The sequence below is a fragment of the Sphingomonas sp. CL5.1 genome (assembly GCF_013344685.1).
Classification (GTDB): domain Bacteria; phylum Pseudomonadota; class Alphaproteobacteria; order Sphingomonadales; family Sphingomonadaceae; genus Sphingomonas.
This window is the reverse complement of sequence record NZ_CP050137.1, coordinates 591,312-617,302: the sequence shown is the minus strand read 5'-3', so window position 1 is coordinate 617,302 and position 25,991 is coordinate 591,312. Positions and strand designations below refer to the sequence as shown.

The 25,991-nt window shown below is 69.3% G+C and carries 24 protein-coding genes; 15 read left to right on the top strand and 9 right to left on the bottom strand.

From position 1 onward, the window contains the following. Position 1 precedes the first annotated feature (1 nt). On the top strand, positions 2 to 799 hold the full coding sequence (locus tag F9288_RS03050; protein WP_174835203.1) for a DUF2163 domain-containing protein: 798 nt from the start codon (positions 2 to 4) through the stop codon (positions 797 to 799). Here F9288_RS03050 and F9288_RS22350 read toward each other — a convergent pair. Further along, complete coding sequence (locus F9288_RS22350; RefSeq protein WP_174835202.1) at positions 784 to 1,221, bottom strand: hypothetical protein; 438 nt, start codon at positions 1,219 to 1,221, stop codon at positions 784 to 786. The two genes, F9288_RS03050 and F9288_RS22350, sit on opposite strands and share 16 nt — an antisense overlap. On the opposite strand from F9288_RS22350, the gene F9288_RS03040 reads away from it, so the two are divergent. From F9288_RS03040 to F9288_RS03020, 5 genes are all read left to right on the top strand, one after another. Further along, positions 1,187 to 3,316, top strand: a complete 2,130-nt coding sequence (locus tag F9288_RS03040) for a phage tail protein (protein WP_254621051.1) — start codon at positions 1,187 to 1,189, stop codon at positions 3,314 to 3,316. The two genes, F9288_RS22350 and F9288_RS03040, sit on opposite strands and share 35 nt — an antisense overlap. Positions 3,317 to 3,348: 32 nt before the next feature. Continuing rightward, the gene (locus F9288_RS03035; RefSeq protein ID WP_174835201.1) at positions 3,349 to 3,849 is read left to right on the top strand and encodes a DUF2793 domain-containing protein; all 501 of its coding nucleotides are present in this window, start codon (positions 3,349 to 3,351) and stop codon (positions 3,847 to 3,849) included. Positions 3,850 to 3,961: 112 nt separating this feature from the next. Beyond that, positions 3,962 to 5,083 (top strand): OmpA family protein, encoded by a 1,122-nt coding sequence (locus tag F9288_RS03030; RefSeq protein WP_174838805.1) that lies wholly within the window; start codon positions 3,962 to 3,964, stop codon positions 5,081 to 5,083. A 232-nt stretch (positions 5,084 to 5,315) separates the two neighbouring features. Beyond that, positions 5,316 to 6,617 (top strand): UDP-glucose/GDP-mannose dehydrogenase family protein, encoded by a 1,302-nt coding sequence (locus tag F9288_RS03025; protein ID WP_174835200.1) that lies wholly within the window; start codon positions 5,316 to 5,318, stop codon positions 6,615 to 6,617. Next, on the top strand, positions 6,614 to 7,063 hold the full coding sequence (locus F9288_RS03020; RefSeq protein ID WP_217482581.1) for a VOC family protein: 450 nt from the start codon (positions 6,614 to 6,616) through the stop codon (positions 7,061 to 7,063). The genes F9288_RS03025 and F9288_RS03020 overlap by 4 nt, the downstream gene beginning before the upstream one ends. Here the strand turns inward: F9288_RS03020 and F9288_RS03015 are convergent. Next, a complete protein-coding gene (locus F9288_RS03015) occupies positions 7,046 to 7,759 on the bottom strand; it encodes a folate-binding protein YgfZ (protein WP_174835199.1) in 714 nt (237 codons plus the stop codon). The genes F9288_RS03020 and F9288_RS03015 overlap by 18 nt on opposite strands. 46 nt (positions 7,760 to 7,805) lie before the next feature. Here F9288_RS03015 and F9288_RS03010 point away from each other — a divergent pair, with 46 nt between their 5' ends. The 3 genes from F9288_RS03010 to F9288_RS03000 all read left to right on the top strand — a co-directional run bounded on the left by F9288_RS03010 (position 7,806) and on the right by F9288_RS03000 (position 10,159). Next, a complete protein-coding gene (locus F9288_RS03010; protein ID WP_174835198.1) occupies positions 7,806 to 9,131 on the top strand; it encodes a dihydroorotase in 1,326 nt (441 codons plus the stop codon). A gap of 63 nt (positions 9,132 to 9,194) precedes the next feature. Then, on the top strand, positions 9,195 to 9,734 hold the full coding sequence (locus F9288_RS03005) for a glycoside hydrolase family 108 protein (protein WP_174835197.1): 540 nt from the start codon (positions 9,195 to 9,197) through the stop codon (positions 9,732 to 9,734). Between the two features lie 17 nt (positions 9,735 to 9,751). Next, entirely contained in the window at positions 9,752 to 10,159 is a 408-nt protein-coding gene (locus tag F9288_RS03000) for a holin family protein (protein ID WP_174835196.1), read from the top strand. 20 nt (positions 10,160 to 10,179) lie between these two features. Here F9288_RS03000 and F9288_RS02995 read toward each other — a convergent pair whose 3' ends face one another. Beyond that, positions 10,180 to 11,370 (bottom strand): Yip1 family protein, encoded by a 1,191-nt coding sequence (locus F9288_RS02995; RefSeq protein WP_174835195.1) that lies wholly within the window; start codon positions 11,368 to 11,370, stop codon positions 10,180 to 10,182. 120 nt (positions 11,371 to 11,490) lie between these two features. Between F9288_RS02995 and hslV the strand changes: the two genes are divergently transcribed. Together hslV and hslU are read left to right on the top strand one after the other, a co-directional pair. Further along, entirely contained in the window at positions 11,491 to 12,054 is a 564-nt protein-coding gene (gene hslV, locus F9288_RS02990) for an ATP-dependent protease subunit HslV (protein WP_302675313.1), read from the top strand. A gap of 18 nt (positions 12,055 to 12,072) precedes the next feature. Then, positions 12,073 to 13,371, top strand: coding sequence for an ATP-dependent protease ATPase subunit HslU (gene hslU / locus F9288_RS02985; protein WP_174835194.1), 1,299 nt, complete (start codon positions 12,073 to 12,075; stop codon positions 13,369 to 13,371). Positions 13,372 to 13,377: 6 nt separating this feature from the next. Here the strand turns inward: hslU and F9288_RS02980 are convergent, their stop codons facing one another. From F9288_RS02980 to F9288_RS02960, 5 genes are all read right to left on the bottom strand, one after another. Then, a complete protein-coding gene (locus tag F9288_RS02980) occupies positions 13,378 to 16,125 on the bottom strand; it encodes a [protein-PII] uridylyltransferase (RefSeq protein ID WP_174835193.1) in 2,748 nt (915 codons plus the stop codon). A gap of 191 nt (positions 16,126 to 16,316) precedes the next feature. Continuing rightward, positions 16,317 to 17,039 carry an acetoacetyl-CoA reductase gene (gene phbB, locus F9288_RS02975; protein ID WP_174835192.1) on the bottom strand — a complete coding sequence of 241 codons (723 nt, stop codon included), beginning with the start codon at positions 17,037 to 17,039 and terminating at the stop codon, positions 16,317 to 16,319. 34 nt (positions 17,040 to 17,073) lie between these two features. Continuing rightward, positions 17,074 to 18,078, bottom strand: coding sequence for a ferrochelatase (hemH, locus tag F9288_RS02970; RefSeq protein ID WP_174835191.1), 1,005 nt, complete (start codon positions 18,076 to 18,078; stop codon positions 17,074 to 17,076). Continuing rightward, the gene (locus F9288_RS02965; RefSeq protein WP_174835190.1) at positions 18,075 to 20,288 is read right to left on the bottom strand and encodes a xanthine dehydrogenase family protein molybdopterin-binding subunit; all 2,214 of its coding nucleotides are present in this window, start codon (positions 20,286 to 20,288) and stop codon (positions 18,075 to 18,077) included. The genes hemH and F9288_RS02965 overlap by 4 nt, the downstream gene beginning before the upstream one ends. Positions 20,289 to 20,343: 55 nt before the next feature. Continuing rightward, positions 20,344 to 22,047 carry a class I adenylate-forming enzyme family protein gene (locus F9288_RS02960; protein ID WP_174835189.1) on the bottom strand — a complete coding sequence of 568 codons (1,704 nt, stop codon included), beginning with the start codon at positions 22,045 to 22,047 and terminating at the stop codon, positions 20,344 to 20,346. Between the two features lie 65 nt (positions 22,048 to 22,112). On the opposite strand from F9288_RS02960, the gene lgt reads away from it, so the two are divergent. The 4 genes from lgt (at position 22,113) to pgeF (ending at position 25,310) form a co-directional block, all read left to right on the top strand. Beyond that, entirely contained in the window at positions 22,113 to 22,994 is an 882-nt protein-coding gene (gene lgt / locus F9288_RS02955; protein WP_174835188.1) for a prolipoprotein diacylglyceryl transferase, read from the top strand. A gap of 89 nt (positions 22,995 to 23,083) precedes the next feature. Continuing rightward, positions 23,084 to 24,037, top strand: coding sequence for a class I SAM-dependent methyltransferase (locus tag F9288_RS02950; RefSeq protein ID WP_174838800.1), 954 nt, complete (start codon positions 23,084 to 23,086; stop codon positions 24,035 to 24,037). Then, positions 24,034 to 24,549 carry a GNAT family N-acetyltransferase gene (locus F9288_RS02945; protein ID WP_174835187.1) on the top strand — a complete coding sequence of 172 codons (516 nt, stop codon included), beginning with the start codon at positions 24,034 to 24,036 and terminating at the stop codon, positions 24,547 to 24,549. Before F9288_RS02950 ends, F9288_RS02945 begins: the two co-directional genes overlap by 4 nt. Then, positions 24,546 to 25,310, top strand: coding sequence for a peptidoglycan editing factor PgeF (gene pgeF / locus F9288_RS02940; protein ID WP_174835186.1), 765 nt, complete (start codon positions 24,546 to 24,548; stop codon positions 25,308 to 25,310). Before F9288_RS02945 ends, pgeF begins: the two co-directional genes overlap by 4 nt. Before the next feature lie 36 nt (positions 25,311 to 25,346). On the opposite strand, the gene infC is transcribed toward pgeF, so the two are convergent. Continuing rightward, positions 25,347 to 25,880 carry a translation initiation factor IF-3 gene (infC, locus tag F9288_RS02935; RefSeq protein ID WP_174835185.1) on the bottom strand — a complete coding sequence of 178 codons (534 nt, stop codon included), beginning with the start codon at positions 25,878 to 25,880 and terminating at the stop codon, positions 25,347 to 25,349. Positions 25,881 to 25,991: the final 111 nt, after the last annotated feature.

Sequence of the window (25,991 nt, the reverse complement as noted above, 5' to 3'; positions counted from 1 at the left end):
GATGGATCGGGTGACGCATCTCGCGCTCTGCTGGCGCGTCGAGCGGCGCGACGGCGTGGCGATCGGGCTGACCGATCATGACCGTGACCTGGAGATCGACGGCATGGTCTATCGCGCCGCGCCGGGGATGACGCCCTCGGCGATCGTGCGCGGCGACGGGCTGGACCCCTCGACAATGGATGCGAAGGGCGCGCTGTCCAGCACGGCGATCACTGGGCGCGACCTGATCGCGGGGCGGTGGGACGGCGCGCGCGTGGCGATCTTCGCGACCGACTGGGCCGATGGCGGCGCGTCGGTGGCGCTGGGCGAGGGGACGATCGGCGCGGTGGACCTCGCCGACCACGGCTTCACCGCCGAGCTGCGCGGCGCGGCGGCGGCGCTCGACCGGCCGGCGACCGAGGCGACCTCGCCCGATTGCCGCGCGGAGCTGGGCGACCGGCGCTGCCGCGCGGCGATGGCGGGGCGGCGGCGCTTCGCGCGCGTCGTCGCGGCGGATGAGGAAATGCTGACGCTCGATCGCGCGGAGCCTTCGCCCGATGCCTGGGGCGGCGGGCTGCTCCGCTGGTTCGGCGGTGCGAACGGCGGGTTCGAGAGCGCGGTGACCGTCTCGTCGGGCATGACGGTGACGTTGCGCAGCCTGCCGCCGTTCGCGGTCGAGCCGGGCGCGCTGGTCGAGGTGATCGAGGGGTGCGACAAGACGATCGCCACCTGTGCGGGGCGGTTCGGCAATGCGGCGAACTTCCGCGGCGAGCCGTATCTGCCGGGGATCGACCTGCTGACGCGCTATCCCGGCGGATGACGCGCGCGGAGCGTGTCGTCGCGGCGGCGCGGGCGACCATCGGGGCGCGCTTCCGCTCGCATGGGCGCGATCCGGCGCTGGGCATGGATTGCGTCGGCGTCGCGGCCTTCGCGCTGAAGGCGGGCGGTTATCGCGGGCAGGTCCCGGCGGGCTACGCGCTGGCGGCGGGCGAGGCGGCGATCGCGCCGGCGATGCTGCGCGGCCTCGTCGCTTGCGCGGGCGACGCGCCGGGCGACCTGCTGCTGTGCCGGGCGGCCGGCGGGCTGCACCTCGCGATCGTGACCGATGACGGCTTCGTCCATGCCGATGCGGGATTGCGCCGCGTGGTCGAGCGGCCGGGCGCGCCGCCGTGGCCGGTGATCGCGGCGTGGCGGATTCAGGGAGAAGATGATGGCGACTTTGGTGCTGACGGCGGTGGGCACGGCGATCGGCGGCCCGATCGGTGGGGCGATCGGGGCGATGATCGGGCAGACGGTCGACCAGAACATATTGTTCAAGCCGAAGGGGCGCGAAGGCCCGCGCCTCACCGAGCTTTCGGTGCAGACATCGAGCTACGGCACGCAGATTCCGAAATTGTTCGGCACGATGCGCGTTGCGGGATCGGTGATCTGGGCGACCGACCTGATCGAGCATCGCGCGCGTAGCGGCGGGGGCAAGGGGCGGCCGAGCGTCACCACCTATAGCTATACCGCCTCGTTCGCGGTGGCGCTGTCGGCGCGGCCGATCCTCGGCGTCGGGCGCATCTGGGCGGACGGCAAGCTCCTGCGCGGCGCGGCGGGCGACTGGAAGAGCGCGACGACCTTCCGTCTGCACCTGGGCGGCGAGGACCAGCCGCCCGATCCGCTGATCGCCAGCGCCGAGGGCAGCGCCGCGACCCCGGCGCATCGTGGCATCGCTTATGCGGTGTTCGAGGATCTGGCGCTGGAGGATTTCGGCAACCGTATCCCCTCGCTCACCTTCGAGGTGACCGCCGATGCCGGGCCGGTCGCGATCGGCGCGGTGGCGCAAGCGGCCAGCGGCGGCATCGTGCGCGATGCGGGCGCGGCGACGGCGCTCGATGGCTTCTCGGCCTATGGCGACACGACGCGGGCGGTGATCGATGCGCTGGGGCGGATCGGCGGCTGCCGCTTCGCGCCGGTCGGCGACGCGATCGAGATGCGCGGCGCGGGGATGGGGCCGCTGCTGACGATCGAGGATGACGGCGTGAAGCGCGACCGCTCGATCCGCCCGATCGAGACGGTGCCGCAGGCGATCTCGGTCGCGTATTACGATCCGGCGCGCGACTATCAGACCGGCGTGCAGCGCGCGGCGCGGCCCGGCGCGGGGGAGCGGCGGGAGACGGTCGATGCCCCCGCCGCGCTGGGCGCGGGCGCGGCCAAGGCGGTCGCCACCGCGATGCTCGCCCGCGCCGAGACGGAGCGGGTCGGCCGGAGGGTGAAGGGTGACGTGACCGCGCTGGCGATCGGGCCGGGCGACCGGGTGGCGATCGCGGGAGAGACGGGCCGGTGGCGGGTCGCCACCGCGACGCTGGAAGGGATGGCGACGACGCTGGAACTGGTGGCGGAGCGCGCCGCGACCCTGCCCGCTTCCGCCTCGCCGGGGCGCTCGCTCGGCGCGCCCGACGCGGTGGCGGGGACGACGATCCTCCATGCCTTCGAGCTGCCGGCGCTCGACGAGGCGCTGCTCGGCGAGCCGCGCCTGCTGGTCGCGGCGGCGGGAACGGGCGCGGGATGGCGGCGCGCCGCGCTGCGCTACAGCCTCGACGACGGGGCGAGCTGGACGGCGATCGGCGGGACGGCGTTGCCGGCGACGCTCGGGGCGCTGGCCGATGCCTTGCCGGCGGGGCCGGTGACGCTGCTCGATCGGCGCGGCGAGATCCTCGTCGATCTGGCGCATGACGGGATGGTGCTGTCCGGTGCCGATGCAGGGGCGGTCGATCGCGGGGCGAACCTGGCGCTGGTCGGCGACGAACTGGTGCAATTCGCGGCGGCGGAGCAGCTCGCTCCATGTCGGTGGCGGTTGCGCGACCTGTCGCGTGGCCGGCGCGGGACGGTCGCTGTGGCGCATGAGGCCGGCGCGCGCTTCGTGCTGATCGAGCCGGAGACGGTGACGGCGGTGTCGCTCGGCGCGTCGCCGGGGCAGGCGGTGCAAGTCGCGGCGGATGCGGTAGGCGATACGGCGGAGGTCGTGGCGATGCTGACAGGGGCGTCGATCCTGCCGCCCGCGCCGGTTCGACTGGAGGTGGCGGTGCAGGGCGACGGCAGCGCGCTGGTACGATGGCGGCGGCGCGGTCGCGGTGACTGGCGTTGGCGCGACGGCGCCGACACGCCGCTGGGCGAGGAGCGCGAGCAATATCGTGTGACGGTGACGCCTGCGGCGCTGCCGGCAAGAGTCGCGATCGTCGACACTGCCATGCTTTCCATCTCGGCGACCGAGCGGGCCGCCGGCCCTGTGACGGTGGAGGTGGCGCAGATCGGCACCAACGGGGCCTCGCCAACCGCCGCGATCACTTTCTGACATGGAGGACGTACTGACATGGAGGACGTAAAATGAGCGACGAACGATCGCCGCGCCTTGCGCTGCCGCTGTTGCAGCCGGGGCAGGCGCAGAAGGAAACCGATCACAACGAAGCGCTGGCGCTGCTCGATATCGCGACGCAGGCGGCGGTGCTGGAGACGGGACGGGATGTCCCGCCATCCGATCCCTCTCCCGGCGAATGCTGGATCGTCGGCGCCGCGCCCGAGGGTGCGTGGGCTGGTCACGCCGGCGCGCTGGCCGGTTGGACGCCGGGCGGCTGGCGTTTCGTCTCGCCCACGCCGGGGATGACCGCATGGAGCATCGCGGGCGGCATGCCCGCGCACTACGAGGCCGGCGCGTGGCGGCTCGGCGAAATCCGTGCGGAGCGGGTGCTGATCGGCGGCGTGCAGGTGCTTGGGTCGCGGGGAAGCGCCATCCCCGATCCGTCAGGTGGCGCCAGCGTGGACGCCGAGGCGCGAGGTGCGATCAGCACGATACTGGGCGCGTTGCGCAATCACGGATTAATTGCATGAAGAGTTGTTGCCTTTATGCAACAATTCATTGTTTTTGCGCGCTTGCGCGGAAACCTTCCTTTCGATAGTGAGTTTGCGTTGTCCGTAGTGACACCATGGAAAGGGGATTATGATGCGGAAGCTTGCCGTTGTAGTGGCACTTGCCTCCACCGCACTTGCCTCGCCGGCGCTTGCGCGTGACAAGGCGTGGTATGTGGGCGCCGATTTCGGCGCAATGATTGTCGAGGACATCAATTTCAACATCGCCAGCGCCACTTCTGGCTTGTCGGGCACCTCGACCGTCAACCATGACTATGGCTGGGATTCGGACGGTGTGATCGGTTACGACTTCGGTGGCTTCCGCCTCGAAGCCGAAGTCGGTTATCGCACCGCGACGGTCGACAGCTACCAGAATTCCGCGCTGACGCCGGTCAACGGCGGTTATGTGCCGGCTGGCACCTACGGTTACGCGGGCGGCCGTTCGTCGGCGCTGAGCTTCATGCTCAACGGCTTGCTGGACTTCGGTCCGGACGATGGCCTTCAGGGCTTCCTCGGTGGCGGTGCCGGTGTGGCGCGCGTCAAGAACCGGATCGACCTGAACAGCGGTGGCTCGACGCTCGACGATTCCGACACGGTCTTCGCGTGGCAGGCGATCGCGGGTATCCGCGCGCCGCTGACCGACCATGTCGACGTCTCGCTGAAGTATCGCTTCTTCAACGCGGACAAGGTCAAGCTGACGGACATCGCGGGTTCGGCGTATGACGGTCGGTTCCGGTCGCACAGCATCCTGGGCGGCCTGACCTACAACTTCGGTGAGCCGGCTGCTCCGCCGCCGCCTCCCCCGCCGCCGCCGCCTCCCCCGCCGCCCCCCCCGCCTCCGCCGCCGCCGCCGCCGGAAGTGGTGTGCTCGCCGGGTCCGTTCATTGTCTTCTTCGAGTGGGACAAGTCGGACATCACCCCGGAGGCCGCGTCGATCCTCGACAACGCCGTCACCCAGTACCAGAGCTGCGGCAATGCGCAGGTGATGGTCGCGGGCTTCACCGACACCTCGGGTTCGGCGAAGTACAACATGGGCCTGTCGCAGCGTCGCGCGGACTCGGTGAAGGCGTATCTGACGTCGAAGTCGATCCCGGACGGGGTCATCTCGACCCAGGCATTCGGCAAGACGCACCTCCGCGTGCAGACCGCCGATGGCGTCCGCGAAGTGCAGAACCGTCGCGTGGAGATCACTTACGGTCCGGGTTCCGGCCAGTAAGTTCTTTCACAAGACAACAAAGATCGGGAGGTCGGCTTAGCCGGCCTCCCTTTTTTGTGCGTTGAGAAATGCGTGCTTCGCTTTTCGAGGACGATCGGACTGCCCGACCGCAATCGTGCGGCTCCCGGACCTTCCGAGACGACTTGCGATCGGTCGCGCGGTTAATTGTGGCGTTTGACGGGGGAGACTTTAGAGCCGCACACGGCAGCCAGTCTCACCGAAGGGAGTTCAGATGCGTATCACGATGATCGGCTCGGGCTATGTCGGATTGGTGTCCGGCGCTTGCTTCGCCGATTTCGGTCATAGCGTGACCTGCGTCGACAAGGCGGCTGACAAGATCGAATCGCTGCTCGACGGGCGGATGCCGATCTACGAGCCAGGTCTCGAGCAACTCGTCGCCGGCAACGTGGCCGCCGGGCGGCTGACCTTCACCACCGATCTGGCGGCTGGTGTGGCGGGTGCGGATGCGGTGTTCATTGCGGTGGGCACGCCCTCGCGGCGCGGCGACGGCCATGCCGACCTCAGCTATGTCTATGCCGCCGCCGAGGAAATCGCGCGCGCGGCGACCGGGCCGCTGGTGGTGGTCAACAAGTCAACCGTCCCGGTCGGTACCGGCGACCGCGTCGAGCAGATACTGCGCGATGCGCGCCCCGACGGCGATTTCGCGGTGGTCTCCAATCCTGAATTCCTGCGCGAAGGTGCCGCGATAGGCGACTTCAAGCGCCCCGATCGCATCGTGATCGGCACCGAGGACGAGCGCGCCAAGGCGGCGATGCGCGAGGTCTATCGCCCGCTTTTCCTTGGGGAAAGTCCGATCCTATTCACCGGCCGGCGCACCGCCGAATTGACCAAATACGCCGCCAACGCCTTCCTCGCGACGAAGATCACCTTCATTAACGAGATGGCTGATCTGTGTGAGGCGGTCGGCGCCAATGTGCAGGACGTCGCGCGCGGGATCGGGCTGGACAATCGCATCGGGCGCAAGTTCCTCCATGCCGGCCCTGGCTATGGCGGCTCTTGCTTTCCGAAGGATACGCTGGCGCTGCTCAAGACGGCGGAGGATTTCGAAAGCCCCGTCCGTATCGTCGAGGCGGTCGTACAGGTGAACGACGCGCGCAAGCGGGCGATGGGCCGCAAGGTGCTGACCGCGCTGGGCGGCGAGCCGCGCGGCAAGACGGTCGCGGTGCTCGGCCTGACCTTCAAGCCCAACACCGACGATATGCGCGACGCGCCCTCGATCGCGATCGTGCGGAGCCTGACCGACGCGGGCGTGAACGTTCGCGCCTATGATCCGGAGGGCGCGGAGACGGCGAAGGCGGTGATGCCGGATATCACCTATTGCCGCGACGCCTATGGCGCGGCGCAGGGGGCCGACGTGGTGGCGATCGTCACCGAATGGGACGTGTTCCGCGCGCTCGACCTGAATAGACTCGCGGGCGTGATGGCCGCGCCGGTGCTGGTCGACCTGCGCAATATCTACGATCGCGAGGAGGCCGAGCGGGCCGGCTTCGCCTATACGGCGGTGGGGCGGTGAAAGGCCCGCCGCCGATCGCGGGATTGCTGGAGACGGCGCTGTACGTCTCCGACATGGCGCGCTCGGCGGCGTTTTTCCGCGATACACTTGGCCTGCCGGTGATGGTCGAGAGCGCGCGTCTCACCGCCTTCGACGCAGGGAGCGGCGGCGTGCTGCTGCTGTTCCCGCAAGGCGGCGCGACCCATGACGTGACGAGCGAGCGCGGCGTGATCCCGGGGCATGACGGGCACGGGCCGCTGCACATGGCGTTTGCGATCGCCGCCGACGCGCTGGACGGGTGGCGCGCGCATCTCGCCGCGTCGGGCGTTCCGCTGCGGGGCGAGATGCGCTGGCCGGGCGGCGGGACCAGCCTCTATTTCGAGGACCCGGACGGTCATGTGCTGGAGCTGGCCACGCCGGGTCTGTGGCCGAACGATGCGGATCGCCCGTCAGTCCAGCGCGGCTGACAGCCAGCCAGGTACGATCGCGTCGCCGAGCGACTCGACGCGGCGCAGCTCGACCATCAGGCCCAGCGCGGGATAGCTGGCGCGGGTGCGTTCGCCCGGTTTCCCCAGCGGCGCGACGATGAGGCGACGGTTGACCTTGGCGCGGTGGTGCATCCGCGCGGTATTCTCCTGGCCGACGTAGCAGCCCTTGGCGAAGCTGACGCCGTTGAGCTCGCGCGCGTTGCATTCCAGCCAGAGCGTCGTGCCGTCACCAAGCTCGGCCACGCCTTCGGTAACGCCGAGCGAGAGACGGTGCGCCAGCCAGCCGTCGGTGGCGGCGCCCGGCGCGGCGAGCCAGCGCCGCCCGAGCGCGGCAAGGCGCGGATCGGGCACGCCGCGCTCGCCGGACGCGCTCCAGTGCACCGCGAGCGATTCGTCGCGCGCGATGGCGATCGGGCGGCGCAGGCGATAGATCGACAGGCGCCGGATCAGCGCATCGGCCTGCACCGCCTCGCAATCGACCAGCACGTCCGCGCCGTCCTCCCACAGCAGGAAATTGAACAGCGCCTTGCCCTGCGGTGTCAGCAGCCCCGCCCAGACCGGCAGCGGACCGGCGGTGTCGTTCGTCACCAGCCCTTGCAGGAAGCCGCGCACATCGTCGCCGGAAACGCGGATGATCGCGCGGTCGGCCAGCATCGTCGGGGTGGTATCGCTCATGGCCTCCAGTTAGGGATGCCTGACAGGCGACGGAAGGGCTGACGCGATGGCGACCTATGATCTCAAGCTGACTGGCGGCACGGTGCATACGCCGGGCGGGCCGGTCGCCGCCGATATCGGCGTGCGCGGCGGCAGGATCGTCGCGATCGGCGCGAGCGGCGATGCCGGGCGGACGATCGACTGCACCGGCCTCGACATCCTGCCGGGCGTGATCGACACGCAGGTCCATTTCCGCGAGCCTGGGCTGGAGCATAAGGAGGACCTCGCCACGGGCAGCGTCGCGGCGGTGATGGGCGGCGTGACCGGCGTGTTCGAGATGCCCAACACCAAGCCCAATACCGACAGCGCCGATGCCATCGCCGACAAGCTCGCCCGCGCCAAGGGGCGGATGTGGTGCGACCACGCTTTCTATGTCGGCGCGACGAACCACAATGCGCGCGATCTGGCCGAGTTGGAGCGGTTGCCGGGCACCGCCGGCGTGAAAATCTTCATGGGCGCGTCGACCGGCGACCTGCTGGTCAGCGAGGATGCGCGGCTGGCGGAGGTGCTGGCATCGGGCCATCGCCGCGTCGCGATCCATGCCGAGGACGAGGATCGCATGAACGCCCGCGCCGACGAGCGTGTCGCGGGCGATCCCTCCAGCCACCCGGTGTGGCGCGATGACGAGAGCGCGATCCTCGCGACGCGGCGCATCCTGGCGCTGGCACGCGCGGCGCGGCGGCGTATTCATGTGCTCCACGTCACGACGCCCGCCGAGTTGGAACTGCTGTCGCGGCACAAGGATATCGCCTCGTGCGAGGTGACGCCGCAGCATCTGACGCTGGCGGGCGAAGATGCCTATCCGCGGCTCGGCACGCTGGCGCAAATGAACCCGCCGATCCGATCGGCCGCGCACCGCGACGGGCTGTGGCATTGGCTCAATCAGGGCGTGCCCGACGTGATCGGCTCCGATCACGCGCCGCATACGCTGGAGGAAAAGTCCAGGCCTTATCCCGCCTCGCCGAGTGGGATGCCGGGCGTGCAGACCCTGCTGCCGCTGCTGCTCGATCACGCGTCGAAGAAGCGGCTGACGCTCCAGCGCGTGATCGACCTCACCAGCGCGGGAGCGCAGCGCATCTTCGGCATCGCCGGCAAGGGGCGGATCGCGGCGGGCTATGACGCGGATTTCACGATCGTCGACCTCCAGAAACGCTGGACGGTGGACGAGCAATGGCTCGCCTCGCGCAGCAACTGGTCGCCGTTCACCGGCATGGAGCTGACCGGCAAGGCGATCGGCACGATCATCCGCGGTACGGTCGCGATGTGGGAGGATATGCTGGGCGATGCGCCGCAGGGCGCGCCGATCCGTTTTGAATCGGTCGATTTCGGATAAATACTGTCCTACACGAACCAATTGGGTTAAATGATGCGGCCTTTCCCAAGGTGGAGGCGGCACATGGATATCGACGACCTGATTGACGAGGTGATCGGCCGCGAGGGCGGCTACAGCAACAACAAGGCGGATCGCGGCGGCGCGACGCGCTGGGGCGTCACCGAGAAAGTGGCGCGCGCCAACGGCTATGCCGGCGACATGCGCGCATTGCCGCGCGAGACGGCGGCGGCGATCTACCGCCGGCTCTACTGGCAGAGGCCGGGTTATGATCGCGTGGCGGCGCGCATGCCGCTGGTCGCGGCGGAATTGTTCGATACCGGCGTGAACATGGGGCCGAAGGTGGCGACCGGCTTCCTGCAACGCGCGCTCAACGCGCTCAATCGCGGCGCGAGCGACTATCCCGATATCGCGGCGGACGGACTGATCGGCCCGCGCACCTTGTCAGCGCTCGACGGCTTCATGGCGAAGCGCGGCGCGGCTGGCGAGCGCGTGCTGGTCAAGGCGCTCGAGGCGCTGCAGGGCGCGCGCTACATGGCGCTGGCCGAGAGCCGCCCGGCCAATGAGGCATTCCTGTATGGCTGGCTCGCCAACCGGCTCGGCTGATCCGCAGGAGAGACGAGATGGCATTGCTTGACGGAATCATCGCGCCGGTGGCGGGGCTGCTCGATCGGCTGATCCCCGATCCCAAGGCGCGCGAGGCGGCGAAGCTGGAATTGCTGCGGCTCGACGGGACGCAGGAGCTGGACAGGATCAAGACGCAGATGACGGCGGTGCTGGCCGAGGCTAATTCCGCCGATCCGTGGACCAGCCGCGCGCGGCCGAGCTTCCTCTACGTGATGTATGTGCTGCTGCTCTGGTCGATCCCGATGGGGCTGATCGCGGCGATCCGGCCGACATGGGCGGTGGCGATCGGGCAGGGGATGAACGCCTATCTCAACGGCATTCCCGAGCCGCTCTATGCTTTGTTCGGCACCGGCTATCTTGGTTACACGGTGGCGCGCGAATGGGGGAAGGCGAAGGGGCGCTGAGGCCCCTTCGACCTGCCCGGTCAATTCTTCGCTAGCGAATCCAGCTTGCTAAGATCGACCGCCGAGACCAGCGACTTGAACGCCGACGCGTCGGGCGCGCTGCCCTCGGCGGAAACGGCGAAGCGGTTGCCGACGATCACGTTATATTCGCCGTTGCGCGAGGCGTTGCTCCATTTCTCCGTAACCATGCGGCCGTCGACGGTGTTGGTGCGCTCATAGCCGTCCCTGGTCTCGCGGTTCGACTGGACGTTGAGCGCCGATCCCAGCCCGGCGAGCGCGCCCATCGCGCCGACGTCGGCGACCGACAGCGTGATCGTGTCGCTGCCGGAGGTGTAGCGCGCCTCCGCCTTCGACCCACCGATGCCGCCGGCGCCGCCGCTCGCGGTTTCCACGTCGCCGCGCTTCCAGCCGCCGACCGATTCGGGGAGGAAGGCTTGCAGCGTCGCGGGCGGGGTGAGCGATACCGGCGCGCCGGACTTCGCGCCGGCTTCCGCCTTTTCCGCCGCCGCCTGCATCTGCTTGGTCGCCGCGTCGAGCTTGCCGAGATCGACCGAGCCGACCCCCGGCACCGACATCGTGCCGCTCACCGCCCCCGCGTCGAACGCCGGCCGCACCAGCCGCGAGGTCAGCGCCGAGGTGGCGAAGCCGATCACTGCCATCACCACGATCGCGGCGACGATCGTCGCGACGGTATAGCCGGCGGCCTTGTCCTGCGGCGCCTTCATCAATCGCGGCAGGCCGAGATACAGCAGATAGAGGCTGTAGAGGCCGAGCAGTCCGAGGAACGACAGCATCGGGATGATCTGGAAGATGCCGGCGATCCATCCAGCGGTCATCGAATAGGCCGCCACCTTGGTCGCCGCGACCGGATCCTTGGCGCCGCCGAAGGTGGGCGCGAGCGCGTCGATGATCTGCGCGATGACCCACACCCCGACCAACGCGAGCACATAGGAAACCACCGCCGTCGTCACCGCGGCCCCGATCGACGGGCGATAGGTTATGCCGAAGAGATGATAGCCGAAAACGAGGCTGCCGATCAGCCCGGCGATCGGCCCGATCGCGGCGAGCGGCGCGGCCCAGCCGGTCATGATGCCCTTCACCGTCATCGGCTCCGCGTCGATGCGCGGCCATTCGTCCTTCGGCTGGAGGATCAGGCGCCGCGCGCGCTCGATCAGCGAAGCGGCGTTTTCCTGCGGGAACTGGCTTGCCATCGGTTTTCCCCTCTTTCCAATGCGCTGATCCTGCGCCGCCCCGGCGTTTGCGGATAGGATCGATGCGACAGCGCCGGACGGAGATTGCGGCGTCCGGGCTGCCGCACCATATGCGGCGCCATGAGCAACGAAAGCAGCATGCCAGTGTGGCATGGCACGACGATCCTGTCGATTCGCCGCGGGGGCAAGGTGGTGGTGGCCGGCGACGGCCAGGTCTCGATGGGCAATACGGTGATGAAGCCCAACGCCCGCAAGGTCCGCACCCTCGGCGCCGACGGCAAGGTGATCGGCGGTTTCGCCGGCGCCACCGCCGATGCCTTCACCCTGTTCGAGCGGCTGGAGGCGAAGCTGGAGCGGCATCAGGGCCATCTGATGCGCGCCGCCGTCGAACTGGCGAAGGACTGGCGCACCGACAAATATCTCCGCAATCTGGAGGCGATGATGATCGTCGCCGACCGGGACGTGACGCTGATCCTGACCGGCAATGGCGACGTGCTGGAACCGGAGGAGGGCATCACGGCGATCGGATCGGGCGGCAATTACGCGCTCGCCGCCGCGCGGGCGCTGGTCGATTACGAGCCGGATGCCGAGACCGCCGCGCGCAAGGCGATGAAGATCGCCGCCGATCTGTGCGTCTTCACCAACGACCGGCTGGTCGTCGAGACGCTCGACAGCGCCGCCTGACCCACACGAAAGACTTCCATGAACGACAATCTCACGCCCAAGGCGATCGTCGCCGCGCTCGACGCGCATATCATCGGGCAGCGCGACGCCAAGCGCGCCGTCGCCGTCGCGCTGCGCAACCGCTGGCGCCGGCAGAAGCTCAGCCCCGACCTGCGCGACGAGGTGACGCCCAAGAACATCCTGATGATCGGCCCGACCGGCTGCGGCAAGACCGAGATCAGCCGCCGCCTCGCCAAGCTGGCCGACGCCCCTTTCGTGAAGGTGGAGGCGACCAAGTTCACCGAGGTCGGCTATGTCGGCCGCGACGTGGAGCAGATTGCCCGCGATCTGGTCGAGGAAGCGGTGCGGCTGGAGAGGGAGCGTCGCCGCAACGCGGTGAAGGACAAGGCCGAGGAGGCGGCGATGGCGCGCCTGCTCGACGCCCTCGTCGGCAAGGACGCCAGCCAGGCGACGCGCGAGAGCTTCCGCCAGCGCTTTCGCGATGGCCATCTGGAAAACACCGAGATCGAGCTGGAGCTGCAACAGGCGCCGCAGATGCCGTTCGAGCTGCCTGGCGGCGGCTCGGTCGGGATGATTAATCTCTCCGAGATGATGGGCAAGGCGTTCGGCGGCGGACAGACCAAGCGCCGCAAGCTGACCGTCCCCGCCGCATGGGAGAAGCTGGTCGAGGAGGAGGCCGACAAACGGCTCGACCAGGACGAAGTGAGCCGCATCGCGCTGGCCGATGCCGAGGCGAACGGCATCGTCTTCCTCGACGAGATCGACAAGATTGCGGTGAGCGACGTGCGCGGCGGCAGCGTCAGCCGCGAGGGCGTGCAGCGCGACCTGCTGCCGCTGATCGAGGGCACCACTGTCTCGACCAAATACGGGCCGATGAAAACCGACCACATCCTGTTCATCGCCTCCGGCGCGTTCCACGTCGCCAAACCCAGCGACCTGCTGCCCGAGCTTCAGGGCCGCCTGCCGATTCGCGTCGAGCTGAAGGCGCTGACCGAGGAGGATTTCGTCGCGATCCTGTCCGACACCAAGGCGTCGCTGCCCGCGCAATACAAGGCGCTACTCGCCACGGAAGGCGTGACGATCGACTTCACCGAGGACGGCGTGCGCGCGGTGGCCAGGATCGCCGCCGAAGTGAATGGCGAGATCGAGAATATCGGCGCGCGCCGGCTCCAGACGGTGATGGAGAAGCTGCTGGAGGAAGTGAGCTTCGACGCGGAGGATCGCAGCGGCGGCACGCTGACGATCGACGCCGCCTATGTCGACAAGCAGCTCGCCAGCGTCGCGCGGAACACCGATCTCAGCCGGTTCGTGCTGTAACGCCCGTTACGCCGCCAGCGCCGCCGGCACGCCGGCGGCGGCGTCGAGCAGCCGTTTCTCCAGCGCCTTCACACGCGCGCCGGCGTTGATCTTGTCGCCGGTCAGGTCGGTCAGGTAGAAAGTGTCCACCGCGCGCTCGCCATAAGTGGCGACGTGGGCCGAATGGATCGTCACCTTCGACTGGAACAGCGCATAGGCGAGCTGACTGAGCAGCGCCGGGCGATCGCGCGCGTTCACCTCCACCACGGTGAAGCGGTTGGAGGCGTGGTTGTCGACCAGCACGTTCGGCTCGATCGGGAAAGCGTCGGCGCGGACGCGCGGCGGCTGCTTGGCCTTCAGCCGGTCGACCAGCTTGCCGCGATTGGCCAGCGCATCCTCGATCGCGGTGCGCAGCCGATTGAGCTGCCCGGCCTCGTCGAACGGGCGGCCCAGCGGATCCTGCACGAGGAAATTGTCGAGCGCCATGCCGTCGCGCGTGGTGTGGATGCGCGCGTCGATGATGTTGCCGCCCGCCAGATGGATCGCGCCCGCGATGCGATAGAAGATGCCCGGATGGTCGGCGGCATAGACCGTCACCAGCGTCGCTCCGCGATCGGGATAGACCTGCGCGTCGATGGCGAGCTGCGCCTCCCCGGCCGCCAGCACGAAGCGCGCGTTGTGTGCCAGCACGTCCTCCGGCTCGGCGATCCAGTAAGGCTCCGGCATCTGGCGGACGAAGCGCGCCAGCGTCGCCGCGTCCCATCCGAGCGCCTGCGCCAGATTGGCCTGCTTCTCTGCGATCCGCTCGGCGCGCCCGCGCTGCTTGTGCCCGAGCCGCAGCACCTCCTCCGCCGCCTCGAACAGATCGGTGAGAAGCTGGCGCTTCCATCCGTTCCATGTGCCCGGACCCACCGCGCGGATATCGACCACGGTAAGCGCCAGCAGCATCCGCAGCCGCTCGGGCGACTGGACGAGCGCGGCGAAGTCGAGGATCGTCTTGAAATCGGCGAGGTCGCGCTTGAACGCCGTGGCCGACATCAAGAGGTGGTTGCGCACCAGCCACGCGACATTCTCGGTCTCCGCCGGGGTCAGCCCGAATCGCGGGCAGAGCCGTTCCGCCACCTGCGCCCCCAGCACCGAATGATCGCCGCCGCGCCCCTTGGCGATATCGTGCAGCAGCACCGCGACATAGAGCGCGCGCCGCGAGACGATCTGCCTGAAGATCGCGGTCGAGATCGGATGCTCGCCGGCGAACTCGCCGCGCTCGATCCGGCTCAGCAGGCCGATCGCGCGGATGGTATGCTCGTCGACGGTGTAATGGTGGTACATGTCGAACTGCATCTGCGCCACGACGCGGCCGAAATCGGGCACGAAACGGCCGAACACCCCCGCCTCGTTCATCCAGCGCAACACCAACTCCGGGTCGCGCGGGCTGGCGAGCACATCCACGAACAGCGCATTGGCGCGCGGATCGTCGCGGATATCGTCCGCCAGCTTGGCGTCGCGCGCGGCGGCGCGCATCGCCATCGGGTGGATTTCCAGCCGGTGCAGATCGGCGAGCTGGAATATCTCGATCAGCCGCACCGGGTCCTCGGCGAAGAAATCGTCGCGCGGCAACGCCAGCCGCCCGCGATCGAGCACGAAGCCGCCCAGCTTGCGCGGCCGTCGCCGGATCGTCGGCAGGCCGAAGCGCCGCCCGCGGCCCGCGAACTGCTCGTCGAGATGCGCGAGGAACACCCCGGTCAGCGATCCGACCGCCTTCGCCTGGAGGAAGTAATATTGCATGAAGCGCTCCACGCCCGGCTTGCCGAGCCGGTCGGAGAAGCGCATCCGCTCCGCGATTTCGCGCTGCACGTCGAAGGTCAGGCGATCCTCCGCGCGGCCGGTGACGAGGTGAAGGTGGCAGCGCACCGCCCACAGGAAATTGTCGGCGCGGTGGAACAGGCGATATTCCGCCGGGGTGAACAGCCCTTTCTCGACCAGATCGGCGGCGCGATCGACGTCATAGACGTATTTGCCGATCCAGAAGAGCGCGTGGAGATCGCGCAGCCCGCCCTTGCCCTCCTTCACGTTGGGCTCGACGACATAGCGGCTGTCGCCCATCTTCTGGTGGCGCTGGTCGCGCTCGGCGAGCTTGTCGGCGATGAACTGCCGCTCGGTATCGCGCTGCACCTCCGCCTTGAAGCGCCGCGCCGACTCGTCCGCCAGCGCCTCGTCGCCCCAGACGTAGCGCGCCTCCAGAAGCGCGGTGCGGATCGTCACGTCGCCCTTCGCCTGCCGCACCATCTCGTCGAGCGAGCGGCTGGAATGGCCGAGCTTCAGCCCGAGATCCCACAGCACGTAGAGCATGGATTCGATCACCTGCTCCGCCCACGGCGTCTGTTTCCAGGGCGTGAGGAAGGCGATGTCGACGTCCGAGAAGGGCGCCATCTCGCCGCGCCCGTAGCCGCCGACCGCGAGCAGCGCGAGCCGCTCCGCCGCCGTCGGATTGCTGAGCGGATAGAGCCGCTGGGTGACGAGGTCGAACAGCACGCGCAGCAACTGGTCGATCAGGAACGCCTGCCCGTTCGCCGCCTCCAGCCCGCGCGAGGGATGCTCGGTCAGCCGACGCGCGATCTCCGCCCGGCCGCTGTCGAGCGCGAGCTTCAGCTCCGCCGTCACCGCGCGCCGCAGTTTCGCCGGGTCCGCGATATCGAGTTCGGCGATGCGATCCGAAAGCGCTCGCCGGTCGACGATCGCGCGGCGGTGGGGAAGGTTGTCGAAACGGCTCGGCATATCGCGCCGGGGTTACAGGAAAGCGGGCGGGCGGTCGATGCGGTGGCGGGCGAAGATAATGTGGGGCGGCGCGGCGACGCGGGAGTTAATCCCGCGTCGTCGGACGGGTCCGCTGTGCGACCCGCCGGCCGTGCCGGGCCGTGCGCCGATGGCGCAGCGGTGCCGTCGCTGCGCCGACGCGCCTCAGCCCGTCAATACATATGCTGTCCGCCGTTGATGCTCAGCGTCGATCCGGTGACGAAGCCGGCGTCGTCGGAGCACAGGAAAGCCACGCCGCGCGCGATCTCCTGCGCCTGACCCAGGCGCCCGACCGGGATCTTGGCGACGATCTTCTCCAGCACGTCGGCCGGCACCGCCGCCACCATGTCGGTGTCGATATAGCCCGGCGCGATCGCGTTCACCGTCACGCCGGCCCTCGCGCCTTCCTGCGCCAGCGCCTTGGTGAAGCCGTGGATGCCCGATTTGGCGGCGGCGTAATTGACCTGGCCATATTGCCCCGCCTGCCCATTGATCGAGCCGATGTTGACGATCCGCCCCCATTTGCGCTCGCGCATGCCAGGAAAGGTCGCCTTGGCCATGTTGAAGCACCCACCGAGATTGGTGTCCATGACCTCCTTCCACATCTCGTAGGTCATCTTCAGGATCGTGCCGTCGCGGGTGATGCCGGCATTGTTGACGACGATGTCGACCGGTCCCAGCTCCGCGGCGACCCGCGCGCAGCCCTCCTGGCAGGCGTCGTAATCGGCGACGTCCCATTTATACGCCTTGATCCCGGTTCGCTCGGTGAACTCCCGCGCGCGCTCGTCATTGCCGGCGTAGTTCGCCGCGACGGTGACGCCCTTGTCGCGCAGCGCGACGCTGATCGCCTCGCCGATGCCCCGGGTTCCGCCCGTGACGACCGCAACACGTGCCATTCGCTTGTCTCCTCTCCCAGCAGGGAATCCGAGGCTAGGAGCGCGTTATCCATCCTTCAAGCTCTGTTCGCAGGATCGTCCGCAGCATTTCGAGGCAGGCCGCGCTATCGTTGAGGCAGGGGAGATAGGCGAAGTCGCGCCCCCCCGCGCGCAGGAAGGTCTCGCGGCCGCGGATCGCCAGCTCCTCCAGCGTCTCGATGCAATCGGCGGCGAAGCCAGGCGCGACGATCGCCACCCGGTCGATGCCTTTCGCGGGCAATCCGGCGAGCATTGCGTCGGTCGCCGGCTCCAGCCATTTCGCGCGGCCGAAGCGCGACTGGAACGTCACCGTCACCTCACGCCCCAGCGCCTCGCCGAGCAACCGCGCGGTCTTGAGGCAATGACAATGATAGGGGTCGCCCAGCGCCCGCGTCCGCGACGGCATGCCGTGGAAGCTGACGATCAGCGCCTCGGGCGCGAAGTCGAGCGCGGCCAGCTCCTCCTCCACCGATCGCCGCAGCGCCTCGATATAGGCCGGATCGTCGTAATAGGGTGGCAGGGTGCGGATCGCCGGCTGCCAGCGCATCGCGGCCAGCGCGGCGAAGGCGCGGTCGTTGGCGGTGGCGGTGGTCGCCGCGCAATATTGCGGATAGAGCGGCGCGAGCAGGATGCGCTCGCACCCGGCGGCCTTCAGCGCGGCGAGTCGTTCGGGGATCGCCGGCGTGCCGTAACGCATCGCCCAGTCCACCATCACCTCCGGCCCGAACGCATCGCGCAGCCGCTCGGCCTGCGCGCGCGTGATCGCGGCGAGCGGGGAGCCGTCGGGCCGCCACACCTGTGCATAGGCATGGGCGGATTTCTTCGGCCGCGTCATCAGGATCGGGCCGCGCAGGATCGGCTGCCATAGCAGTTTCGGCAGCTCCACCACGCGCGGATCGGAAAGGAATTCCGCGAGATAGCGCCGCACCGATCGCGCATCGGGCGCATCCGGCGTGCCGAGGTTGACGAGCAGCACGCCGATGCGCGGCCGCGCGATCGAAGGATGGTCGGCCGGCGTCATGCGGCGCGCCCGAGCGGCAGCGCGCGCAGCCGCTTGCCGGTCGCGGATGCGAGCGCGTTGGCGATGGCCGGCGCGACCGCGACCATGCCGAGATCGCCGACGCCGCCGGCTTCCGCGTTGCTGGCGATCAGTTCGACGGTGATGTCCGGCGCATTCGCGAGGCGCGGCAGGCCGAGTTCGCCGAGGCGGCGCGCGGTGACGAGGTTGCGGTCGATCTGCACGGCTGGAGAGGTGGCCGCCGCGACGCCGAAGAACAATCCACCCTCGATCTGCTGGCGGACGAGATCGGGATTGATCTGTCGCCCGCAATCGACCGCCGCGACCAGCCGGTCGACATGCGGGCGGCCGTCGTCGCCGACCGATGCTTCCGCCAGCACGGCGATGCAGCTCCCCGCCATCGCATGACAGGCGATGCCCTGCCCACTGCCGCTCGCGCCGCCGTCCCACCCGCCGAGCGCCGCCGCTGTCGAGAGACACCGCGCCAGCCGCGCGTCGCCGCCCAACATGCCGATTCGCCACGACACCGGCTCCATCCCCGCCCGATGTGCCAGTTCGTCGAGGAAGCATTCGGTGAAGAAACAGGTGTAGCCGTGCGCGCCGCCGCGCAGATGCCCGGTCGGCAGGCCGATTCCGGCGGGATGATGCTCGACGATGCAGCCGGGCAGGCGATAGGGCGGCACCGCGCCTGCGACCGCATAGCCGTCCGCCGACCGGGGCAGGGCGAGCGCCGCCCCGACCAGCCAGTCATCCGGCATCAGCCGCGCGGCGAGTTCCTGTCCTGTGGAGGGCGCGGCGATCTGCGCGCGCCAGCCGAGGATCGCGCCGTTCGCGGCGAGCCGGGCGGTCAACCGCGCCTTGGCCGGGGCGCGGACGCGATCGCGCGCCAGCGCCTCGCGCCGCGACCAGACGAGCTGCACCGGCCGCTTCGCCTTCACCGTCAGGATCGCCGCCTGCGCCGCCGCGTCGCATTCCAGCGCCGCGCCGAACGAGCCGCCGATCAGCGTGGGATGGAGGAGCACCGCCTCGGGCGAGATGCCGATCGCTCGCGCCGCCGCCGCCCGCGCGAGGCCGGGCGCCTGCGTGCCGACCCACAGCTCCAGCCGGTCGCCGTGATACCAGGCGGTGGCGCAGGGTGGCTCGATCGCGGCGTGAAGGGCGGGCGCGGCGAGATAATCCGCGACGATCAGCCCCGGCCCGCCCATCACCGGTGCGATATCGCCCGTCCTTGCGAAACGATGGCCGGGCGCCTTCAGCGCCTCGTCGAGCGCGCGGGTGATGCTGACGTCATCCACCACCGCGCCATGCGTCGCGAAGCGCGGCCTGAGCGCGGCCAGCGCGCGGTCGGCCGCCCACCAGTCGGTCGCCAGCGCCGCCACCCAGCGCTCGTTCTCCACCACCGCGACCGCGCCGCGCACACGTTCCGCCGCCGCCTTGTCGATATGGACCAGCCGCGAATCGCCGATCGGGCCTTGCATGATACTGGCGAACACCATTTCCGGCAGCCGCACGTCGGCGGCGAAATTGGCCGATCCGTCCACCTTCGCCGGCACGTCGAGGCGCGGCAGGTTCTGCCCCGTCAGCCGCCCGTCGTCATCGACGCGCAGCGGCAGCTCGGCGGGGAGGTCGAAGCCCACCGCCTCGGCGGCCAGCTCGGCGAAGCGCAGCCGCTGCTTGCCCGCGACGACGAAGCCGCTGTCCGTCTCGCATGCCGTCCAGTCCACGCCCCAGCGCTTCGCCGCCGCCTTGCACAACAGCACCCGCGCCGCCGCGCCGGCCTCGCGCAGCGCCGGCTCGAACATGCGGATCGAGGTGGAGCCGCCGGTAAGCATCAGCGCGCCGCGCACAGCATGTTCGCGGCGCAGCGCGGCGGGGATGCGATTGAACGCCCCGGCGAACAGCGTGTCGGCCGCGAGCGGGTTGGCGTAGAGCGGGTTGATCGGCGCCGCCTCGACGCCGACGGTGCGCCAGTCCGCTCCCAGTTCGTCGGCGACGATCTGCGGCAGCGCGGTCCATACGCCCTGTCCGTGCTCGGCCTGCGGCACCGCGACCGTCACCTGCCCGTCCGCGCCGATCTTCAGCCATGCGCCATAGACCGTCTCGCCCGGCGCGGCGGCGAGGTTGGGGCGATAGCTCCGGGGCCACGCCGCCCAGGCGACGACCAGCCCCAGTCCCGCCCCGCCGGCGACGAGCAGATTGCGTCGTGTGACCATCCCGCCCGCCACTAGGGCAGGCGGCCGCGCGCGTCACCCGGCCTCGTGCGGGCGGTCACGCCGCCTTCGTCTCCGCCGCGACCAGCGCGCGATATTTGGCGCGCAGCGTCACCTTGTCGATCTTCTCGGTGCCGAGCCGGGGCAAAGGCTCGGACACCACCCAGATCCGCGCCGGCACCTTGAACGCTGCGATATGCTGGAGGAGGAAGGCGGCAAGCTCCGCCGCCGTCAGCGTCGCGCCCTCGGTCGGCAGCACCACCGCGCCGGGCACCTCGCCGAACTTCTCGTCCGGCAGGCCGAACACCGATGCTTCCGCGACCTGCGGGTGCTCGTAGAGCGCCGCCTCCACCTCCTGTCCGCTGATATTCTCGCCGCCGCGGATGATGATGTCCTTCTTGCGGTCGACGATGAACAGATAGCCGTCCTCGTCGAGATAGCCGATGTCGCCGGTGCGGAAATAGCCGTCGCTGGTGAAAGCCTCGGCGGTCGCCTGCGGGTTGCCCCAATAGCCCACGAAATTGGCGACCGAGCGGATGCACACTTCCCCGCGCTGCCCCTGTGCCACCGGCGTGCCGGCATCGTCGAGGATCGCGAGATCGACCAGCGGCGGGGAGGCGCGGCCGGCGGAATTGGGCTTGGCGAGATAATTGCCGCGCCAGTTGCCGGTGCCGACGCCGTTGGTCTCGGTAAGGCCGTAACCGATCAGCGGCGCGCCCTGCATCTCGTCATGGATGCGGCGGACGTGCTCCACCGGGCGCGGCGCGCCGCCGGCGGCGATGTCGGTGAGCGTCGAGAGATCGTATTTCGCGCGATTCGGATGCGTCAGCATCTCGAAGCTCATCAGCGGCACGCCGACGAAATAGGTGATCTTCTCCTTCTCGATCAGCCGCATCGCCTCCTCGGCGTCCCATTTGGGCATCAGCACCAGCTTGCGCCCGATCGCCAGCGACTGGAGCATCACCGGCACCTCGGCGGTGACGTGGAACAGCGGCACGTTGAGCAGGGTGGACGGCTGGAGCGCGCCCATCGCCTCTCCGTCCTGCGCGGTGATGGCGAGCATCATCAGCGCGGAGGCGAGATAGTTGAACACGCCCTGCACCACCTGGCGATGCGTCGACAGCGCGCCCTTGGACTTGCCGGTGGAGCCGGAGGTGAACAGGATCGTCGCGTGATCGTCCGGCCCCAGCTCGGGCAGCGCGCCGGCCTCCTGCGCGATCACCTCGGCGAGCGCCTCGTCCAGCCGCCGCGTGTCGTCGAAGGTGACGACCTTCGCCGCCAGCCCGTCGATCGCGGTGAGCCGCGCGCTGCGCGGTGCGTCGGCGAAGACGAGGCCGCAGGCGACATCCTCGATCCCGTGGCGCAGCTCGTCGGTCTGCCACCAGCCGTTGAGCAGGGTGGCGACGCCGCCGGCCATCAGGATGCCCATGTAGAGCGCGATCCATGCCGGCGAGTTGCGCGCCGCGATCCCGACGCGATCGCCCTTCTTCACCCCATAGCCGCCGGCCAGCGCGGCGGCGACCTTCCCGGCGGTCGCATGGACCTGGGCGAAGGTCAGCCGCTCGTCCCCCGCGACGAGGAATTCGGCATCGGCATGCTGGGCGGAAAAATAGGCGATATAGGCGGTGAGCGTCGGTGGCGCGGCCGCGATCATCGGCAGCTTGCGGCCGAATCGCTCCACCTCGCCGAGCGCGAGCTGACCGCCCTCCGCCGTCATCGCGGCCATCACCGCATCCATCTTGAGGTCGAGTTCGGTCTTCATGCGCCTCTCCGCTTGGTCTTGCCACTTCACCTCACTATGCAGGGGCGAAGCACGAGGGAAAAGCCTTGATCCTGCCTTTGTTAGCCGCTTCCGCCGGCCATATCCATTTCACCGACCTTGGCCTCCATCCGGATGTCTTCTCGATCGGCCCGTTCACGCTGCGCTGGTACAGCCTCGCCTATATCGCCGGCATCGTCATCGGCTGGTGGTATCTGCTCAAGCTGCTCGCCCAGCCCGGCGCGCCGATGGCGCGGCGCCACGCCGACGATCTGGTGTTCTACGCGACGCTGGGGATCATCCTCGGCGGGCGGATCGGCTATGTCCTGTTCTACGCCCCCGACATGCTGCTCCACCCGATCCGCATCCTCAGGCTGTGGGACGGCGGCATGAGCTTCCACGGCGGGGTGCTCGGCACGACGATCGGCATCATCCTGTTCGCGCGCAAGAACGGCCTCAACTGGCTGCGCATCCATGATTACGTCGCCTGCGCCGCGCCGTTCGGGCTGTTCTTCGGCCGGCTCGCCAATTTCGTGAACGGCGAATTGTGGGGCAAGCCGAGCGACGCGCCCTGGGCGATCGTCTTTCCGCACACCGTTCCCGCCGGGATGATCGAGCCGGCGCGCCACCCGAGCCAGCTCTACGAAGCGGGGCTGGAGGGCGTGCTGCTGTTCCTCGTGCTGTGGTTCTTCTTCTGGCGGACGAAGGCGCGCTACGAGCCGGGCAAGCTGGTCGGCATCTTCGTGCTCGGCTACGGCCTGTGCCGCTTCTTCGTGGAATTCTTCCGCGAGCCGGATTCGCAATTCGCCGGCACCTTCTTCGCGACGACGATCCACATGGGGCAGGTGCTGTGCCTGCCGATGATCGCGGGCGGCATCTGGCTGATCGCCACCGCGCGCGGCCGGCGCGAGCGGGTCGAGCCGATCGCCGGGGATGACAGCGTCGCGTGACGGAGCAGCCCGAACCGGGCGAGCCGCTGTTGCCCGAGCGCCTCGCCCGCGCGATCACCCTGGGCGGGCCGATCCCGGTCAGCCAGTTCATGGCCGCCGCCAACGCGCATTATTATGCGACGCGCGATCCGCTCGGCGCGGGCGGCGATTTCACCACCGCGCCCGAGATCAGCCAGATGTTCGGCGAGTTGATCGGCCTGTGGTGCGCCGACCTGTGGGACCGCGCCGGGCGGCCCGACGCGGCATGGGTGGAGCTGGGTCCGGGGCGCGGCACGCTCGCCGCCGACGCCTTGCGCGCGATGGCGAAGGCGGGCTTTTCCCCTCCAGTCCACTTTGTCGAGACCAGCCCCGTGCTGCGCGCCGAGCAGGCGAAGCGCGTGCCCGATGCGACATGGCACGACGATGTGGAGGAACTGCCGACCGACCGGCCGCTGCTGATCGTCGCCAACGAGTTCTTCGACGCGCTGCCGATCCGCCAGCTCGTCCGCCGGGGCGCGGCGTGGCACGAGCGGCTGGTCGCCTGTCAGGACACATTGTTCCTGCCGATCCCCGGCAAGCAGGTGCCGGACGAGGTGATCCCCGCGCACCTGCGCGACGCCCCGGCCGGCGCGATCATCGAGACCTCGCCCGCCTCGGTCGGCGTCATGCGCGTGCTGGCGGCGCGGATCGTCGCGCAGGGCGGGGCGATGCTGGCGGTCGATTACGGCTATGAAGGGCCGGCGGTGGGCGACACGCTTCAGGCGGTGCGCGGCCACGCCTATGCCAATCCGTTCGAGGAACCGGGCGAGCGCGACCTCACCGCGCATGTCGATTTCGCGACGCTGGGGATGGTCGGCCACGCCAGCGGCGCGATCGTCAGCGGGCCGGTGGGGCAGGGGGCCTTCCTTCGCGCGCTCGGCATCGACGCGCGCGCCGCCGCGCTTGCCCGCAACATGCCGGAGGTGCTTGCCGATCGCGACCGGCTGGTCGATGCGATGGGCGATCTGTTCAAGGTGCTTGCCCTCCGCCAGGCGGACTGGCCCGAACCCGCAGGATTCGCATGATCGATTATCGCTCGCCCACTCCGGAGGACGGCCCGGCGCTCGACGCCATGGCGCGGAAGATCTGGCTCGAGACGTTCGAGCCGTTCACCTCGCCGGAGAATATCGCGGCCTATTTCGCCGAGGCCTATGGCCCGGACGGCAAGCTGATCCGCGACCTCGCCAATCCCGACGTGATGTGGCGCATCGCCTGCGATGGCGCGGAGATCGTCGGCTATGCCAAGCTCGTCCCGCCGTTCCTGCCCGATCCGGCGATGACGGCGGGGGCGGTCCAGCTCAGCCAGCTCTATGTCGCCGGCTCGCATCACGGCGCGGGCATCGCGCATGTGCTGATGGACTGGGCTACCGATGCCGCGCGGATGCAGGGGGCGGCGGCGCTGCTGCTCACCGTCTACGAGGCGAATCCGCGCGCGATCCGCTTCTATGAGAAGCGCGGCTTCGTCCATATCGGCGACTACGACTTCCCGGTCGGAGACCAGGTCGACCGCGACCTCATCATGCGGCTGGCGCTGTGAACGCGGTGGAGGTCAACCGCGCCGCCGCACTGGCCGGCGTATCGCACGGTTTCCTCGGGCGGCGCGGGGGAGTGTCGGGCGGGCTGCATGGCGGCCTCAACGTCGGCACCGGCTCCGCGGACGATGCGGCGGCGATCGCGGAGAACCGCCGCCGTGCGACCGAGGCGGTGCTACCGGGCGGAGAGCTCGTGACGGCCTATCAGGTCCATTCGGCCGAATGCGTGACGGCGCGCGCGCCGTTCGACCATGCGCTGCGCCCCCATGCCGACGCGCTGGTGACCGATCGGCCCGGCCTCGCGCTCGGCGTGCTGACGGCGGATTGCGCGCCGGTGCTGCTCGCGGACAGGGAAGCGGGCGTGGTCGGCGCGGCGCACGCCGGATGGAAGGGTGCGCTGGCGGGCGTGACCGATACGACGATCCTCGCGATGGAGGCCCTGGGCGCACGGCGCGAGAGGATCGCGGCGGCGGTCGGCCCGTGCATCGCGCGGGCGAGCTACGAGGTCGATCTCGCCTTCCGCCGCCGCTTCGAGGAGGCCGATGCGGAGAACGAGCGCTTCTTCGCCGACGCGCGCGAGGGCCATGCGCAATTCGATCTGGAGGCTTATGTCGCGCATCGCCTCGCGGCGGCGGGCGTGACGCGGATCGAGACGCTCGGCCTCGACACCTATGCCGACGCCGACCGCTTCTTCAGCTATCGCCGCGCCACGCATCGCGGCGAGCCGGATTATGGACGGCAGATCGCGATCATCGGGCTGGATTGACGCCCCCTCCCCGCATCGGGAAGGGGCGTTCGTCGCTCACTTGGGGGCGAGCACCATCAGCATCTGGCGGCCTTCCATGCGCGGATAGGCCTCGACCTTCGCGACTTCCGCCACCTGCTCGGCGACGCGCTGGAGCACCGCCATGCCGAGCTGGCCATGCGAAAGCTCGCGACCGCGGAAGCGCATGGTCACCTTCACCTTGTCGCCTTCGCCGATGAATTCGACCACCTTCTTCATCTTGGTGTCGTAATCATGGTCGTCGATGTTCGGACGCATCTTGATCTCCTTGATCTCCTGCGTCTTCTGCGACTTGCGGGCGGCGTTGGCCTTCTTCTGCGCCTCGTACTTGTACTTGCCGACATCGAGGAACTTGGCCACGGGCGGATCGGCGTTGGGCGACACCTCGACCAGGTCGAGGCCTACCTCACGAGCCTGTTCCATCGCCTCGCGCGTGTACATCACGCCGAGATTCTCGCCCTCATGGTCGATCACGCGGACCTTGGGGCTTTGAATCCACTCGTTGAAACGGGGGCCATTCATCGGCGGCGCCTGCATCGGACGGCGCATCATGGGCGGACGGATAGGTGCTTCTCCTGCTGATTCATCGCGCGCGATATAGGGCTTCCCGGCGCAAACCGGAAGATGTGAAACTGCCGCCGCCCAAGACGAGCGGCGGCTGTG

Coding starts and splice junctions, on each gene's coding strand:
- F9288_RS03030 (WP_174838805.1), top strand. CDS start 3,962: ATGCGGAAGCTTGCCGTTGTAGTGGCACTTGCCTCCACCGCACTTGCC.
- F9288_RS02995 (WP_174835195.1), bottom strand. CDS start 11,370: ATGGCAAGCCAGTTCCCGCAGGAAAACGCCGCTTCGCTGATCGAGCGC.
- F9288_RS02945 (WP_174835187.1), top strand. CDS start 24,034: ATGATCGATTATCGCTCGCCCACTCCGGAGGACGGCCCGGCGCTCGAC.
- F9288_RS03010 (WP_174835198.1), top strand. CDS start 7,806: ATGGCGACCTATGATCTCAAGCTGACTGGCGGCACGGTGCATACGCCG.
- F9288_RS02950 (WP_174838800.1), top strand. CDS start 23,084: ATGGCCGCCGCCAACGCGCATTATTATGCGACGCGCGATCCGCTCGGC.
- infC (WP_174835185.1), bottom strand. CDS start 25,880: ATGATGCGCCGTCCGATGCAGGCGCCGCCGATGAATGGCCCCCGTTTC.
- phbB (WP_174835192.1), bottom strand. CDS start 17,039: ATGGCACGTGTTGCGGTCGTCACGGGCGGAACCCGGGGCATCGGCGAG.
- F9288_RS02980 (WP_174835193.1), bottom strand. CDS start 16,125: ATGCCGAGCCGTTTCGACAACCTTCCCCACCGCCGCGCGATCGTCGAC.
- F9288_RS03050 (WP_174835203.1), top strand. CDS start 2: ATGGATCGGGTGACGCATCTCGCGCTCTGCTGGCGCGTCGAGCGGCGC.
- hslU (WP_174835194.1), top strand. CDS start 12,073: ATGAACGACAATCTCACGCCCAAGGCGATCGTCGCCGCGCTCGACGCG.
- hslV (WP_302675313.1), top strand. CDS start 11,491: ATGAGCAACGAAAGCAGCATGCCAGTGTGGCATGGCACGACGATCCTG.
- F9288_RS02960 (WP_174835189.1), bottom strand. CDS start 22,047: ATGAAGACCGAACTCGACCTCAAGATGGATGCGGTGATGGCCGCGATG.
- F9288_RS03025 (WP_174835200.1), top strand. CDS start 5,316: ATGCGTATCACGATGATCGGCTCGGGCTATGTCGGATTGGTGTCCGGC.
- F9288_RS03035 (WP_174835201.1), top strand. CDS start 3,349: ATGAGCGACGAACGATCGCCGCGCCTTGCGCTGCCGCTGTTGCAGCCG.
- hemH (WP_174835191.1), bottom strand. CDS start 18,078: ATGACGCCGGCCGACCATCCTTCGATCGCGCGGCCGCGCATCGGCGTG.
- F9288_RS03040 (WP_254621051.1), top strand. CDS start 1,187: ATGATGGCGACTTTGGTGCTGACGGCGGTGGGCACGGCGATCGGCGGC.
- F9288_RS03005 (WP_174835197.1), top strand. CDS start 9,195: ATGGATATCGACGACCTGATTGACGAGGTGATCGGCCGCGAGGGCGGC.
- F9288_RS03015 (WP_174835199.1), bottom strand. CDS start 7,759: ATGAGCGATACCACCCCGACGATGCTGGCCGACCGCGCGATCATCCGC.
- F9288_RS03000 (WP_174835196.1), top strand. CDS start 9,752: ATGGCATTGCTTGACGGAATCATCGCGCCGGTGGCGGGGCTGCTCGAT.
- F9288_RS02965 (WP_174835190.1), bottom strand. CDS start 20,288: ATGGTCACACGACGCAATCTGCTCGTCGCCGGCGGGGCGGGACTGGGG.